This window comes from Sanyastnella coralliicola, from assembly GCF_030845195.1.
Taxonomy (GTDB): domain Bacteria; phylum Bacteroidota; class Bacteroidia; order Flavobacteriales_D; family Sanyastnellaceae; genus Sanyastnella; species Sanyastnella coralliicola.
Map to the genome: position 1 here is coordinate 1,594,297 of NZ_CP132543.1, position 15,629 is coordinate 1,609,925.

17 protein-coding genes are annotated in these 15,629 nt (G+C 45.4%); 14 read left to right on the forward strand and 3 right to left on the reverse strand.

The genetic code is table 11. The features are described from left to right. The first annotated feature begins 51 nt into the window (after positions 1-51). The 6 genes from RA156_RS06700 to RA156_RS06725 are packed head-to-tail and all read left to right on the forward strand — an operon-like array spanning position 52 to position 5,103. Positions 52-1,011, forward strand: a complete 960-nt coding sequence (locus RA156_RS06700; RefSeq protein ID WP_306643792.1) for an isopenicillin N synthase family dioxygenase — start codon at positions 52-54, stop codon at positions 1,009-1,011. Next, the gene (locus tag RA156_RS06705) at positions 1,011-1,370 is read left to right on the forward strand and encodes a DUF7009 family protein (protein ID WP_306643793.1); all 360 of its coding nucleotides are present in this window, start codon (positions 1,011-1,013) and stop codon (positions 1,368-1,370) included. The genes RA156_RS06700 and RA156_RS06705 overlap by 1 nt, the downstream gene beginning before the upstream one ends. Continuing rightward, positions 1,370-2,356 carry a GTP 3',8-cyclase MoaA gene (gene moaA / locus RA156_RS06710; protein ID WP_306643794.1) on the forward strand — a complete coding sequence of 329 codons (987 nt, stop codon included), beginning with the start codon at positions 1,370-1,372 and terminating at the stop codon, positions 2,354-2,356. Before RA156_RS06705 ends, moaA begins: the two co-directional genes overlap by 1 nt. Then, entirely contained in the window at positions 2,353-3,546 is a 1,194-nt protein-coding gene (locus tag RA156_RS06715) for a molybdopterin molybdotransferase MoeA (RefSeq protein ID WP_306643795.1), read from the forward strand. The genes moaA and RA156_RS06715 overlap by 4 nt, the downstream gene beginning before the upstream one ends. Continuing rightward, positions 3,531-4,010, forward strand: a complete 480-nt coding sequence (moaC, locus tag RA156_RS06720) for a cyclic pyranopterin monophosphate synthase MoaC (RefSeq protein ID WP_306643796.1) — start codon at positions 3,531-3,533, stop codon at positions 4,008-4,010. Before RA156_RS06715 ends, moaC begins: the two co-directional genes overlap by 16 nt. After that, on the forward strand, positions 3,997-5,103 hold the full coding sequence (locus RA156_RS06725; protein ID WP_306643797.1) for an NTP transferase domain-containing protein: 1,107 nt from the start codon (positions 3,997-3,999) through the stop codon (positions 5,101-5,103). The genes moaC and RA156_RS06725 overlap by 14 nt, the downstream gene beginning before the upstream one ends. Here RA156_RS06725 and RA156_RS06730 read toward each other — a convergent pair whose 3' ends face one another. Together RA156_RS06730 and RA156_RS06735 are read right to left on the reverse strand one after the other, a co-directional pair. Next, positions 5,104-5,532, reverse strand: coding sequence for a molybdenum cofactor biosynthesis protein MoaE (locus tag RA156_RS06730; RefSeq protein WP_306643798.1), 429 nt, complete (start codon positions 5,530-5,532; stop codon positions 5,104-5,106). It abuts the gene before it with no gap. Beyond that, positions 5,522-5,755: a MoaD/ThiS family protein gene (locus RA156_RS06735; RefSeq protein WP_306643799.1), complete on the reverse strand. Its 234-nt coding sequence runs from the start codon at positions 5,753-5,755 to the stop codon at positions 5,522-5,524. Before RA156_RS06735 ends, RA156_RS06730 begins: the two co-directional genes overlap by 11 nt. Before the next feature lie 73 nt (positions 5,756-5,828). On the opposite strand from RA156_RS06735, the gene RA156_RS06740 reads away from it, so the two are divergent. From RA156_RS06740 to RA156_RS06765, 6 genes are all read left to right on the forward strand, one after another. Then, entirely contained in the window at positions 5,829-7,223 is a 1,395-nt protein-coding gene (locus RA156_RS06740) for a hypothetical protein (protein WP_306643800.1), read from the forward strand. Positions 7,224-7,298: 75 nt separating this feature from the next. Beyond that, positions 7,299-8,099, forward strand: coding sequence for a sulfite exporter TauE/SafE family protein (locus tag RA156_RS06745; RefSeq protein WP_306643801.1), 801 nt, complete (start codon positions 7,299-7,301; stop codon positions 8,097-8,099). 44 nt (positions 8,100-8,143) lie between these two features. Continuing rightward, a complete protein-coding gene (locus tag RA156_RS06750; RefSeq protein ID WP_306643802.1) occupies positions 8,144-9,556 on the forward strand; it encodes an MBL fold metallo-hydrolase in 1,413 nt (470 codons plus the stop codon). 5 nt (positions 9,557-9,561) lie between these two features. Then, positions 9,562-10,125, forward strand: coding sequence for a YeeE/YedE family protein (locus RA156_RS06755; protein ID WP_306643803.1), 564 nt, complete (start codon positions 9,562-9,564; stop codon positions 10,123-10,125). Then, complete coding sequence (locus RA156_RS06760) at positions 10,122-10,535, forward strand: YeeE/YedE family protein (RefSeq protein WP_306643804.1); 414 nt, start codon at positions 10,122-10,124, stop codon at positions 10,533-10,535. Before RA156_RS06755 ends, RA156_RS06760 begins: the two co-directional genes overlap by 4 nt. 199 nt (positions 10,536-10,734) lie before the next feature. Then, a complete protein-coding gene (locus RA156_RS06765) occupies positions 10,735-11,775 on the forward strand; it encodes a bestrophin family protein (protein WP_306643805.1) in 1,041 nt (346 codons plus the stop codon). Positions 11,776-11,896: 121 nt separating this feature from the next. On the opposite strand, the gene RA156_RS06770 is transcribed toward RA156_RS06765, so the two are convergent. Next, on the reverse strand, positions 11,897-12,448 hold the full coding sequence (locus RA156_RS06770) for a hypothetical protein (RefSeq protein ID WP_306643806.1): 552 nt from the start codon (positions 12,446-12,448) through the stop codon (positions 11,897-11,899). A gap of 116 nt (positions 12,449-12,564) precedes the next feature. Between RA156_RS06770 and RA156_RS06775 the strand changes: the two genes are divergently transcribed. Then, positions 12,565-14,007 (forward strand): Do family serine endopeptidase, encoded by a 1,443-nt coding sequence (locus RA156_RS06775; RefSeq protein WP_306643807.1) that lies wholly within the window; start codon positions 12,565-12,567, stop codon positions 14,005-14,007. A gap of 161 nt (positions 14,008-14,168) precedes the next feature. Then, positions 14,169-15,629 (forward strand): glyceraldehyde-3-phosphate dehydrogenase, encoded by a 1,461-nt coding sequence (locus RA156_RS06780; RefSeq protein ID WP_306643808.1) that lies wholly within the window; start codon positions 14,169-14,171, stop codon positions 15,627-15,629.

A 15,629-nucleotide genomic window follows, 5' to 3' on the forward strand; every position in this document is an offset into this window, starting at 1 on the left:
CACTGTAAATCACCATTTACATTTGTACCTTCGGAACATAATTCTTTTGACATGAAAGACTACGTGATGGGCATCCCTAGCGTCGATCTTGCTGATTTCCTCAGCGGAGACGCCGATAGAAAAGCGAAATTCGTTAAAGAACTGGGTGAAGCATACCAAAACATTGGCTTCGTTGCAGTGAAGAACCACTTAGTGGGTGATGAATTGGTAAAAACCCTTTATCAAGAAGTACCTAAGTTTTTTGCCCTACCTGATGATGTAAAAGAAAAATACGAGATCGAAGGATTAGCAGGTCAGCGTGGCTATACCAGCTTTGGTAAAGAGCACGCCAAAGACAGCAATGCAGGAGACCTCAAGGAGTTCTGGCATTTCGGACAAGAAGTGACTGACAATGACCCTATCAAGTCTCAATATCCTGATAATGTGATTGTAGACGAAGTGCCTGGGTTCAACACTTCAGGGCGCCAAGCTTACGAGCAGCTTGAAGCTACAGGACGTGAAATGCTTCGCGCCATTGCCATCTTCCTTGAACTTGACGAGAATTACTTTGACGACAAGATTCACAACGGAAATAGCATTCTTCGACCAATCCACTACCCTCCGATCACTTCTGAGCCTAAATCAGCAGTTCGTGCTGGGCAACATGAAGACATCAACTTAATTACGCTTCTTATTGGCGCTAGCGCGGAAGGGTTGCAGGTGTTGAATAAACAAGGAGAATGGAAAGACGTAACGGCTCTTCCAGATCACATTGTAGTCAATGTGGGAGATATGCTACAACGTCTAACAAACGGAAAACTCCGCTCTACAACGCACAGAGTGGTGAACCCACCGCGTGAAAAGTGGAATACTTCACGTTTCTCTATTCCTTTCTTCCTTCACCCTCGTTCAGAAATGCGCTTGGATTGCCTTTCAAATTGTGTGGAGCCAGGACAAGAGCCGAACTTCGCGCCAATTAGCGCGGGAGAATACCTTGATGAACGTCTAGCAGAGATCGGTCTTAAGAAATAATGAAACTAAGGATCAAAGGAAATTCGATCCGACTTCGCTTACTTCAATCCGAGGTGGCAACTTTGGCTGAAGGTGGAACGGTAAACGAAACCACTTCTCTTCCAGGGGCTTCCTTTAGCTATCAACTGGCCGCTTCTGAAGTATCGAAGGTCGAATTGAAACATAATACCCTCTTCATCTTTGCCCAAGACGATCAATTGAAATCCTGGGCTACCAGTGAAGATGTTGGAATTTACTCAACGCTTCCCACTGAAAATGGCGACCTTCGAATAACGATTGAAAAGGATTTTACCTGCCTGACATCTCGTCCAAATGAAGATGAGACAGACAACTATCCGAATCCGAAGGCAAGTCATTAATGGTTCTAGAAGACAAATTTGGTCGACGTATTAACTACTTAAGATTAGCGGTGACAGACCGCTGCAATCTTCGGTGCCATTACTGTTTGCCAGAAGGCTTCCACAACTTTCTTCCAAAGGACCATTTACTGAGCTTCGAAGAGATTATCCGTCTACTTCGCATTGTGAGCTCCTTAGGCGTTACCAAACTACGCATTACAGGTGGTGAACCTTTTGTACGCAAAGACCTGATGACCTTGCTGCGCATGATTCATCAAGAGCAGTTGTTCGAATCGTTGCATATGACAACCAATGGTGTGCTCACGGAGCCACACATTGAAGAACTCGTAACCTTGGGATTCAAGAGTATTAATCTCAGCCTTGACAGTCTAGATCGTAAGCGTTTCCTTCAAATCACCAAAAGAGATGAGTTTGAACGAGTGATGAACACACTGTTGGCTCTCGAAAAATCAGTCATTAAGACCAAGATTAATGCCGTGGTCATGGCAGAAGAGAACACTCAAGACATTCTTCCTTTTGTCCAATTCACTCAAGACCACGACGTTCACGTTCGATTCATTGAAGAGATGCCATTCAACGGCACAGGTCGTCAACCAAAGTCAACATGGAATTTCAAGGCGATTGAATCTCATATCACCTCAGCTTTTGATTTGGAGCCACTTACCATGGCTCCTGGCGATACTGCTCAGGAGTACTCAATCAAAGGACACATAGGAAGCGTAGGTATTATTGCTGCCGCTAGTCGCACTTTCTGCGGTTCATGCAATCGTTTGCGCATCGGCCCTCGCGGTGATCTTCAATCATGTCTTTACGGTCCTGCTGATACTTCATTGTTTGACTTGTTTAGATCAGGCGCTGATGATCTCGCTATCGCGGAACGCTTGACAGCTTTGGTTTCTCGTAAACCCAAGGATGGTTTCGCAGCAGAGAAAGAACTCGTAAATTCAGGAGAGCGTCACGCATCCATGGCAACCATTGGAGGATGATTACTTACAAAGAAGCGATATCAATTGTTGAGGCCAACTGCTACCAGTTGAAAGCGGAGACTGTACCCTTGCATCAAGCATTTGGCAGAATTTTGATGGAGGATCTGGTTGCCGATCGGGACTTCCCTCCTTTCGACCGCGTCATGATGGATGGTATCGCATTGTCATGGAATGATTGGCAGAGCGGAACACGACTATATACCAAAGAATCAGAGCAATTCGCCGGACAAGCACAAATTGAACGCATTGGAGAATTCACTTGTGTCGAAACAGCCACGGGAGCGATGCTACCTAAAGGGTGTGACATTATCATCTCCTATGAGTGGTTGATTCAGGAGGGTGAGCAATTCCGCGTTAGCGAACAAAAGCCCGTAACGCAATGGATGAACATTCACCGACAAGGAAATGATCGTCAGAAAGGCGCGCTACTTGCAAAGGCAGGCACCAGAATAGATATGCCCTTGATGACCTCGTTAGCGAGTGTAGGTCAATCAGAAGTGGTTGTAGCTGTGATTCCAAAAATTGCAGTGGTCAGCACAGGAGATGAATTAGTTCCGGTTGATCAAACTCCCCTGACCCATCAGATACGCAGAAGTAATGATGTTACGGTGAAAGCCTTGTTGGAAGGCATTTCAGTAGACATTCATCAGGAACACTTGATTGATGAATCGGCGACCATTAGCAATTGGCTGGAAGGTGCTCTGCAAGAATACGATGCATTGATTTTTAGCGGTGGCGTTTCTATGGGGAAAAGAGATCTTCTTCCAAAGCTTTTACAAGAACATGGCGTGAATCAACTGTTTCACAAGGTCAAGCAAAGACCCGGTAAACCATTATGGTTCGGAAGAAACGACACCGTTACAGTGTTCGGATTGCCCGGAAACCCTGTATCTACAGCGATAAACGCTGCCCTTTATGTTCGAGACACGTATCTAAAGAATATTCATCAACCGTCGAATCAACAAGTAGCACTCGAAGCCTCCATCGAATTCACTCCACCAATGACATTTTTCTGTCCTGTAAAGGTCAATAACAAAGAAGGAAGACTAGTCGCTACTTCACTAAAGACCAAAGGGTCTGGTGATTATGCCGGTTTAATCGGCACCAACGGTTTCGTTGTATTAGCTGATGCTGAATCTACCTTTGAAGAAGGCAGCATTCAAACATATATTCCATGGAAGAGAAGTTAAGTCACATCAAAGATGGCGAAGCGCATATGGTGAATGTCGGACACAAAGAAGTGACCCACCGGACCGCTATAGCAAGATGCATTGTCACTTTCCCGCAAGATGTATGGGGAAGACTGAAAGAAGATGGATTCAACGGCAAGAAAGGTCCCATTCTTCACACCGCTAAAATTGCAGGTATTCAGGCCAGCAAGCGAGTAGATGAATTGATCCCCTTGTGTCACACCTTACCATTAGACTCTTGCGAAATATCATTTGAAGAACACGCCCCTTCCCTTCATATTTATGCGCAGTGTGAAGTACACAGTAAAACAGGTGTTGAAATGGAGGCATTAACAGCAGCCAACATCTGTGCGTTAACTGTCTACGACATGTGTAAGGCACTATCACATGACATTCGCATAACTGCTTGTGAATTAATGAGTAAAACCGGAGGCAAACGCACTTTTCACCGTGAAAAAACATAAAAAACACGCTAAGCTCGAACGTCCACAAGTGGATGATTTTTCAGCTTTTGACATCGGAATCTACGGAGCCCCATGTGGTGCAATTGCAGATTTGGCGATTGAAGTCGCAGGTCTACTCCCGTCACTCCGCATTGGCTATATTGATGCTGACCACGCGGCATTTGACAATCCTGGATATTCCAATAGAAGGAATCCTGTTTTTGCCCTAGAGGTTTCGCTGCAAGAAGGTTTTTACTCTCGACATCATTCGATAAACGAGAGTCATCAGCGCAAGACCATTGACAGATCGATTGATGTTGCGATCATCAACTCCAATCATTTTGAGGCCAAGAGAACGGTCTTGTTCTATCATCCTACAAAAGAAAAAAGCGTACGTAAACGTACTGCTCAGTTGGCATCAACGGTCTTGGTCATTGATGAATCTGGAAGCTTGCCTGATGACATTCGATCGCAACTACCTTCAGATGCGAAGTTCATACAGAATGCTCAAGAAATTGCTGCATATATCAGCGAGCAACATCGATCCCCTGCCCTTTTCGGATTGGTGCTAGCTGGAGGTAAAAGCCAGCGAATGGGACAAGACAAGACCTTGTTAAACCTTCATGGAAAGCCTCAATTCGCTCACATGACTGATTTAATTAGCGCTAGCGCGGAATCGGTGTTCCTTAGTAAACGCTCAGATCAGCAATTCGAAACGTCTTACCCAACCATTGAAGACAGCTTTCTAGACCTCGGTCCTTACGGAGCTATGCTTTCTGCCTTCAGAAAGCATCCGAATCAAGCGTGGTTAGTGGTAGCAGCCGACTTGCCGATGGTTGATCAAGCGTTCATTCAAGAGTTGATTGAGCACCGAGATCCTTCGCGATTGGCTACTGCATTTCTAAATCCGGCCACAGGCTTTCCAGATCCATTGTGCACCATTTGGGAGCCCCGGGCTTATGAACAACTACTTTATTGGTTGAGTCAAGGGTATAGCTGTCCGCGTAAAGTGCTTATTAACAACGATATTCAATTGGTGGAGTCAGCAAGGGCAGACAAGCTATTCAACCTCAATACTCCTGAAGATTTGGAAGAAGTGAAAGGTTTGCTGTGATTAAGGTCTAGCTGAAACCCATTCTTCCCCTCCTTCAAAGACTTCCTTTTTCCAGATTGGGACTTCCTTCTTGAGTTCGTCAATAATGAATTCACAGGCTTCAAATGATGCTTTCCGGTGTGGTGATGAAACGGCTATGACAACAGCGAGTTCGCCAATTTCAAGCTTGCCCAGACGATGGTGACAAACGGCATGACGAATAGGCCACTTCTCTATAGCTTGACTGCAGATTTCCTGCATGACCTTCTTCGCCATCGGTACATACGACTCGAAGTCAAGGTAAAGCACCTTGCGATCTCCGGTGTGATTACGAACCGCTCCGGCAAATACCACTTGACCGCCGCAAGCTGGGTCCTGAACCAACGTACGACATTCCTCAGTGGATAGCGGCTCAAAGCCTAGGCTAATATGGATATGCTTATCCTCCACTAACGGGTGGTATTATGACGATTTCGTCGGTGGTATTCAATAGGTGATCGTCTTCTGCATAGGCCTCGTTTACGGCAATCCGCAATGAAGCAAGCTCTAAAAATCCAGGATAGCGCGCGAGCAATTGTTTCTTCAACTCAAGCACATTAGAAGGTTGTTCCTCCAAATTCAGGTATTGTTGACCAATTATCTCTTTCGCTATGCCAAATGCGATCACTTTCATGACGCGAAGGTAATAAAGAGTTAACGTGACCATGGTCACTGCCACTGCCTGATTGTCGGCTGAATTTTGCAGTATGAAAGGATGGCTAGTATACTTTGGAATGATTGCTCCAATCTTATTATTCGGACAAGACCATCATCAAGCGAATGATACTACAAGGCAAGAAATAACATGTGTAAAAGACTTTGTATCTCAAGGAACTACCCATGGGCACATTCGCAATTTCTTTATGCACACGGTCAACGAAGGCAGCCTACGTGACTACTGGGCTAATGCTTCAGGAGGTTCGCTCACCTTTTATTCAGCAGAATGGAAAGGATTCATGTTTGGCATCCAAGGTATCTTCACATACAATACCTTTTCTTCAGATCTCAATCGAACTGACGACGCCACGGGCAAAGCGGCAAAGTGGGAAAAAGAACTCTTTGACATCAACCGTCCTGAAGAGACTAAAGATCTTGACCGACTAGAAGAACTCTTCATTCAATACGCTAACGATGAGTTTTATATCCGTGTTGGGAAAATCGACATCAACCATGGTCCGCTGCTGCTTCGAAGAGATGGCAGAATGAAACCCTTTGTATACAGAGGGTTGTGGAGCAAATGGGTTGTAAACGAAAAGACAGAATTATATCTAGGTTGGATTGACGGAGTCTCTCCCCGTGGAATGACAGAGTGGTATTCTCTCAATGAAGCCATAGGTATTGCTAATAACGGCTTCCAGTACGACGGTTCAGAAGCTTTCTATCACGAAGAAGGTCAGACAAAAGGCATGGCTATCGCCGGAATAGAGTGGCAATCTTCTTTGATTAAGTGGCAAGTCTGGAATCATCACTTGCACCGAATCACCAATATCTCTTGGGGACAAGCTGACCTAAGCTATCACAATTGGGAAGTTGGTGTGCAATATGCTTTTCAAACTGCAGCATCGAGGCAACGCGCCCTTGATTCCAATCATCGTTACTACCAACCTCATGAACAAGCACATGTATTCTGTCTTCAGATAGGTCGACATAGTACTAAAGAAGAACTATTCCTTTCAGCCGCCGCTCTCGCATCCTTAGATCAAGGTAGATTTCTTTACCCAAAAGAACTTGGTAGAGAGAACTTCTACGTTTCGCAACCAAGGGCATTTATTGATGGCTACGGAGATGCAAAGGTTTATCAGGTACGTTTAGAATGGAAACCCAAGGGTTTTGTACTTCGTCGTTTTGCGGTTGACCTGCGATTCAGCAGATTCGAATTGGCAGCAACAGATGATTATGCCATGAATAAATACGGCAGCCCTTCCTTTTTTCAATCTACTTCGTCGATATCTTATCGTCCCAGCAATTGCTTTAACGGTATGAGAATCACACTTTTGCACGTAGGCAGAATAACGGAGAGGTCAGCTCAACTATCTGAAGAACAGGTGTTTTACAACACCAATCTCAGTCACTTAAACCTCATTGTGAATCTAGACTTTTGATGAAACAAGACTCAAGTGATTCAAGTCACTTCCAGAGCAAAACCTTGACTCTACCTTTGTACCGTAATTGATCCTATGGAACTACTCGAAATACTTGGATATGTTGGCGCACTCGCTGTAGGTCTGTCTCTCGGACTCATCGGTGGCGGAGGCTCAATACTGACGGTTCCCATCTTGGTCTACCTCTTCGGAACGGAGGCGTCTGAATATGCTCCAGCCTATTCCCTGTTCATTGTTGGTAGTACCGCACTTATTGGAGGAGTTCAGAAATACAGAGAAGACCTCGTAGATCTACGCACATTCTTTGTTTTCGGAATTCCAGCCATCATTACCGTCTATTTCACACGCCACAACCTTGTGCCAGCCATACCAGAAACCATTCATCTAGGCGACTTTGAGCTATCTAAGCGCTTATTGGTCATGGGCTTGTTTGCTGTGTTAATGGTCGTTGCAAGCGTCAGCATGATCAAGGGGCGAAAGGAAGACGACAACGAGAAAGAAGAAGAGTTAAAATACAACTACCCGTTGATCCTGCTCGAAGGCATTGTTGTGGGTGTTCTCACAGGTTTAGTTGGCGCTGGAGGTGGTTTTTTGATTATCCCAGCATTAGTGAAGCTCAGTAAGCTCTCCATGAAGAAAGCGGTGGGTACTTCCCTGCTGATCATTGCAGCAAAGTCATTATTCGGGTTTATCGGAGACGCTCAACGTCTTGATTTAGACTGGTCTTTGCTTCTGATCATTTCCGCGCTAGCGATAGCAGGAATATTTATAGGAAACAGATTATCGCGTTCAATTCCAGGCTACAAACTGAAGAAGTCGTTTGGTTGGTTTGTCTTGGTAATGGGCGTATTTATACTTTTTAAAGAAATAAGCTAGTAGTAGCACGTAATACCAATTCATAACTGAAGTAATTTCGCATTATGAAATTAGAACAGATTTATACAGGTTGCCTTGCGCAAGGCGCATACTACATTGAGTCAGATGGTGAGGCAGCGATCATTGATCCCCTACGCGAAACTCAGCCTTACATGGAAAAGGCTGCAGACCGTGGTGCGCAGATCAAGTATATTTTTGAAACACACTTCCACGCAGATTTTGTGTCTGGACACGTAGATCTTGCTCAGAAAACAGGAGCTAAGATTGTATATGGTCCGAACGCAACTACTGAATACGATAAGCACGAAGCTACAGATGGTGAAGAGTTCGAGCTAGGAAAACTGACCATCAAGGTGCTTCACACTCCTGGGCATACGATGGAGTCATCTTGTTACCTCTTGCTAGATGAAAACAAGGAGCCTCACGCACTTTTCAGTGGAGATACGCTTTTCATCGGTGATGTGGGTCGTCCTGACCTCGCGCAAGGTGCTACGGGCATGACGACTGAAGATCTTGCAGGAACGTTGTTCGATAGTCTTCGCAATAAGATTATGCCATTGCCTGATAACGTATTGGTTTACCCTGCTCACGGCGCTGGTTCAGCTTGTGGAAAGAACATGAGCTCTCAAACATGGGATACACTAGGGAATCAAAAGGCGACAAACTATGCACTGCGTGCTGATATGACCCGTGATGAGTTCATTGCTGAAGTAACTGACGGCATTCTTCCTCCTCCTGGATACTTCGCAGCGAATGTGAAGATGAATAAAGCAGGTTACCAATCGATTGACAAAGTGCTAGAGCGTGGAAAAGTAGCCTTAGATGCTGATACTTTTGAGGCGATCGCCAATCACGAAGGTGCTCTCGTACTAGATACACGCAGCGAACATGAATTCGTTGAGGCACACGTCCCGAATTCTGTGTTCATAGGAATTGATGGAAACTTCGCTCCTTGGGTAGGCGCGATGATTCCGGATCTTTCACAGCCGATTGTTTTCCTTGCTGAAGAAGGACGCGAAGAGGAAGTAGTAACACGCTTATCTCGTGTTGGTTATGACAATACTCTTGGTTACCTAAAAGGCGGTGTACAGGCATGGAAAGATGCTGGAAAGGACACCGAGGTAATTCCAACGGTATCTGCTCAAGACTTGGCCGACAAGATCAATGCAGGTGAAACGCACGTCTTAGATGTTCGCAAGAAAAGCGAATTTGAAGCAGAGCACATTGATGGAGCAAGGAACCTTCCACTTGATTACATCAATGATAATTTCAAAGAGGTAGATCCAGAACAAGAACTCTACGTTCACTGCGCTGGGGGGTATCGATCAGTGATCTATGCTTCTATCCTGAAGGCCCGTGGGTATCACAAGTTGATCAACGTGGCAGGTGGCTTTAAAGCTATCGCCGAAACCGATATTTCTACTTCTGAATTCGTTTGTCCTAATTCAGGTAAATAAGCAATATGGAATTTCTGTATGAGCCGTGGCCATGGTATGTCGCCGGGCCACTCATTACCCTGACAATGATCATCTTATTGTACTCAGGGAGAAGGTTTGGAGTGTCAAGTAATTTCACAACTCTCTGTGCCATGGGAGGCGCTGGAAAGCTCAATGACTATTTTAAAATTGACTGGAAAGCCAATACATGGAACATCGTATTCGTCATTGGAACGATCATCGGTGGTTTCATTGGGAACTACTACTTGATGCCGGATGAATCGGTAGAACTCGCTGAACATAGTGTATCGGCACTTGAGGGACTAGGCTTCAACTCCCCTGGCGCTACTTTTGAACCGGCTGAGATCTTCGGAGCTGAGGCGTTGAGCTCTTGGCAGGGCTGGTTTATGTTGATCGTGGGAGGCTTCTTTGTAGGCTTTGGTGCCCGTTATGCTGATGGATGCACCTCAGGTCACGCGATTTCTGGACTCAGTAACCTACAACTGCCCTCACTAATTACGGTGATCGGATTCTTTATTGGAGGTTTAACCATGGTGCACTTGCTGTTCCCTCTAATCTTTGGCTCATGAAAATGATTCGATTCTTACTCCTCGGTATTTTCTTCGGAATCATCTTGACCAAAGGTCAGATCGTCTCATGGTACCGGATTTATGAGATGTTCCAGTTCGATAATTTCCACATGTATGGTGTGATTGGTTCGGCAGTCGTTCTAGGAGCCATTTTCGTTGCGATTTCTAAAAAACGTAACGCCAAGGCGATGAACGGAGAACCATTCCAGCTAATCACTTACCCGAAAGGTTGGAAACGCTACCTAATCGGTGGTACGATCTTCGGCCTAGGATGGGCAATGACAGGCGCTTGTCCTGGTCCGCTATTCATTCTTATCGGTAACGGCTACATGACAGTCTTCCTCGCCATTGCAGGCGCTATTTTGGGGACGATGGTTTATGCAATGTTGAGAGGGAAGCTTCCACATTAGGTTTTATCGGCGGAAGGGCTAAAAGGCGAAATGGCGAAATGGTTGACGGTTGACGGTTGACGGTAAATTTAATTTGCACCTCGCACCACGCACCACGCACCACGCACCACGCACTACGCACTACGAACCACGCACCACACACCACATTCCACCAGGAACCTTCAGCGGAAATTTCCATCTTTGAGCTAAGACTCAAACTATGCTCATAACCAAAAGTATCAGTCCTGGAAAGCTGTTGAGCTGGTCAGGACATCATTTAGTGTGGCTTACCGTGTTGATGGGAGCTATTTCTGCCGCTTATTATCATGAACTCATTACCATCAAACTGCCGTGGTTGCCGGTTTCAGTGATCGGTACTGCTGTTGCTTTTTATGTTGGTTTTAAGAACAACCAGGCCTATGATCGAATGTGGGAGGCTCGAAAGATCTGGGGCGGTATCGTAAACGACAGCCGTACTTGGGGAATGATGGTTGATGGCTATGTGACCGACCTCTTTGCAGAAGGAAAGATCACCGAAGAACAGATTTACGACATCAAGAAGCGATTGATCTATCGTCATATAGGCTGGTTGTACGCTCATAGAAGTCAATTGCTTGTGGTGACCAATTGGGAACATGCGAATCAGCGAGGTTCTGTTGGGAAATATGCACGTCGTTACCAAAAGCGTTTCGGGGTTGGTTTGGTTGACGACGAAGTGACTAAAGTTGGGCTGCGTGAATTCCTCCCCAGAGAAGAACACAATCGACTCATTGATTACAAGAACACCGCTACTCAAATCATCAATGAGCAATCAAGAGATCTCCGTGAACTCCGTCAACAAGGATTGATCGATGACTTCCGCCACATGGAAATGGTGAACATCTTGAAGAGCTTCTACACCCTTCAAGGAAAGAATGAGCGAATTAAGAAATTCCCCTTCCCTCGTCAGTACGCCAACATGAGTCGCTACTTCGTCGGTATTTTCATTGCCCTCTTCCCTTTCTCCATGATGCCAGAACTGCAGCAACTATCAACCGATGGCTGGACTGCCTGGTTGGCCATCCCTATCTCAGTGCTCATTGGCTGGGTATACATCATGATGGAACTAGTAGCTGACTACTCAGAAAACCCTTTCCAGGGAATGGCGAATGATATTCCAATGCTTTCGCTGTGTCGAACGATTGAGATCGATCTTCGTGAGATGTTGGGCGAACACGATCTGCCTCCTGCGATTGAAGCGAAGAATGATATACTTATGTAGACCTATTGTCTTTAGGCCTATGGCTTAAGGCCTATGTGGGTCTTGTGTCTATAGGTTTTGACAGTTGGTTATTAGTCACTAGACTCTAGACCCTAGACTCTCGTCTCTCGACCATACCCTCCTACTTCAGGAAGGTACATCGATCACCCAATCGACTAATGCGCACGGTCATGACCATTGAGTCTGGAATTTCTTCAGGTACGTTTTCATGAACACCTAAGGTGATGTGCGGGTGCCAGTTCTCGTAGGCGTGTTCTTTAAAATGAGAAACCCATTGAAAGCATGATGTTCCGTTGTCTTCTGCCTTGGGGTCATGGAATTGTTGTCTGATTTCCATGCTTTGTTGGTGAAGTTCTTTGAGTTGAATTGTCGACTCGGTATTCAGCCAGGTGATGGGTGCCTTCACTTCTCTTGCGAGAATGGAATAACCTATAAACTTCACCTGCACCTGGCGTGCGAGCTCTTCCGCGCTAGCGAAAAACAGCATACGATCAGCAACCGGCAAATGGAGCATAGCCAGTGTAATATGAGGTGATGCTTCGTCAGGATCATACCAAGACTGATTACCATTCGATTGTGAACCTAATAAGGTGTTCAGTTTTTCTTCATCAGATGAATAAGCTGGAACTAAGGCTATCCCAATTTGATCGTATGCATTCAGAGCTTCACTCATTAGTTTTGGCTGATTTTAAGAATTCGGTTAACACTTTTTAAACGCCTTCTACTGGTGTCATGGCAATGTCTGGCCCTAAATTTGAGTTAAACCTTTGAGACAATCAGTTAGATTTTATGAAAAGATTTTTCGGAACATTAGTAATTGCAATAGCAGGTGGATTGATCGCCGCGGGAGCGATGCATGTTTTCGGCGATAAGCAGCCTGTTACCATTATTGAAACTGTGACTGAACCAGCTCCAGTGACATATAGCAACCTACCCGCTTCAACGGAGGCATTGGATTTCACCCATGCGGCAGAGAAAACAGTGAATGCTGTAGTGCACGTAAAGACAGAAGCAGAAGTAGATGGCGTTTACAACCCTTGGTTTGATTTCTTCGGGTATGAAAACAATGAAACACAGATTCAACGTGGAAGCGGTTCAGGTGTCATCATTTCAGATGACGGATACATTGTGACAAACAACCACGTTATCGAAGGAGCTCAGAAGATTACTGTGAGCTTAAACGACAATAAAGTGTACGATGCTGAAGTGATTGGCGCGGATCCAGGAACGGACATCGCATTGATTAAGGTCAACGCTGAACGACTACCAAGCGTGACCTTTGGCAACAGCGACAATGTGCGCATTGGACAATGGGTACTTGCCGTTGGAAATCCATTCGACCTCACCTCTACGGTAACCGCAGGCATTGTATCTGCGAAGGCGCGAAACATCAACCTATTACAAGGAGATGCGAACCGCGAGATCTTCCCTATTGAATCATTTATTCAAACCGATGCCGCAGTGAATCCTGGTAACTCAGGTGGAGCCTTGGTGAACACAAACGGAGAGCTCATTGGGATTAACACCGCGATTGCTTCACGTACTGGTAGCTACAGCGGATACTCATTCGCGGTACCAAGTTCAATTGTCAGCAAAGTAGCGGCAGACTTGAAAGAGTTTGGTGTTGTTCAACGTGCATTCATCGGAGTTCGCATCACTGAAGTGAATCAGGAATTGGCGGAGGCTACTGGCCTAGACAAGATTGAGGGTGTATACGTTTCAGACCTTGTCGCATCAGGTGCAGCAGCTGAAGCAGGTATTGAACCTGGTGATGTCATTTTGAAGGTAGGATCAAGCGACGTGAAAACAGTGCCAGAATTGCAAGAGCAAATCTCTCGCTACCGTCCTGGTGATGAAGTAGGATTGGCTGTATGGCGCGACGGACAGATCGAGCGCGTAGCTGTGACCCTTCGTAATAAAGACGGAAACACTGAGCTTCGAGATGCTCCAGAAGTGGAAACAATGCAAGTTTTAGGAGCTTCATTTGAAGAAGTAAGCGATGGTCAAAAAGCTGAACTCGAGATTCACGGAGGAGCCGTTATTTCTGACGTTGGCCGTGGGAAACTGCGCGATAGCGGAGTAAAGAATGGCTTCATTGTGACCAAGATCGATGGCAAGAAAGTATACGACACAGATGACTTGATTGATGTACTAACAGACAAGTCTGGCGGCGTACTTATTGAAGGGGTCTACCCGAACGGACAAAAGGCATACTACGGTTTCGGGATGTAACTGAAATCGGTCTCTATATAAAAGCTTCGGCTTAAACTGAAAAACAAGAGCCATCTCAATTGAGGTGGCTCTTTTTTGTTTAATATGTCTATGTCAAAGCAAGTGACTACCTTTGCGGCGATTTTTAACTGGGAATCAATCATTCACCATACATTTTAATAATGGCAAGCACTGCACTCAAAGAAACTTACAGCAATGAACTGCAAGTTTATGTGAACCAAGAGAAAGCCGCGGTTGATCTGCTTAATTCTATTGGTAAGCTGCTTTTCGACAAGTCAATTGAACTTGTCATTTTCCGCAATCATTTGGTAGATACGAATGTATCTGAGATCCTTCGTCTGCACCAGTACGCTGGTGAAGTAGTGGGCAAGCCAATCAGCATTTTTGATACTGCTGACATTGCACGCACACTTTACGAAATGGACCTCGCTCCTGCCAAGATTGATGTGGGCAAACTTGCTAGCGAATGGCTAGCTGAACGTGATCGTTTCAAGAGTCTTGAAGATTTCTTGGAAAGTAAGTTGAACAACTTCATCTCTGATGGAGCTGCTCCACTTGAACCACGTGACGTTGTATTGTTCGGATTCGGACGTATTGGTCGTCTTGCTGCACGCGAGTTGATCAAACAAGCTGGAAAAGGACAACAACTTCGTCTTCGTGCGATCGTTCTTCGTTCTGTTGACGAAAAGAGCCTTGTGAAGCGTGCCGCTCTACTTGAGAATGATTCGGTACACGGACGTTTCGGAGGAACTGTTTCTGTTGACTTTGATTCACAGACGATCATTGCAAATGGACAACGCATTCAAGTGATTGGAGCGTCTGACCCGGCAACTATTGATTACACAAAGTACGGTATCAACGATGCCCTACTTATCGATAATACTGGTGCATTCCGAGATGCGGAGGCACTTGGTCTTCACATGAAGGCGGAAGGAATCTCTAAAGTGATTCTTACTGCACCAGGAAAAGGAATTCCGAACATCGTATACGGAATCAACCACCGCGATCTTGATATCGACAACACAGATATCTACTCTGCGGCATCTTGTACAACGAATGCGATCAGCCCAATCCTAAAAGTGATTGATGATAAGTTCGGAATCGAAGATGGACACATTGAAACAGTTCACGCTTACACAAACGACCAGAACTTGTTGGATAACTTCCACAAGAAGGAACGTCGTGGACGTAGCGCTGCTGTGAACATGGTCATCACTGAAACAGGAGCTGGAAAAGCTGTAACAAAAGTAATTCCTGGTCTAGCAAACAAGCTGACTGCAAACGCGGTACGTGTACCAACTCCAAACGGATCATTGGCGATCATGAACCTGCGTCTGAATGCTGAAACCACCCTTGAAGACGTTCAGAACTCACTTCGTTCAGCTGCGCTTAATGGGGATTTGGTAAACCAGATCTACTACTCTATTAACAAGGAGCTCGTGTCAAACGATATCATTGGTAACGAGTGTTGCGCTGTGTTTGACGCACCAGCAACGATCGTTCACCCAGGAGGTAAAAACGTTGTCCTTTACACATGGTACGACAATGAGTTTGGTTACACGAAGCAGGTGATTCGCCTCGCGAAGTACGTAGCTAAAGTTCGTCGTAACATCTACTACTAA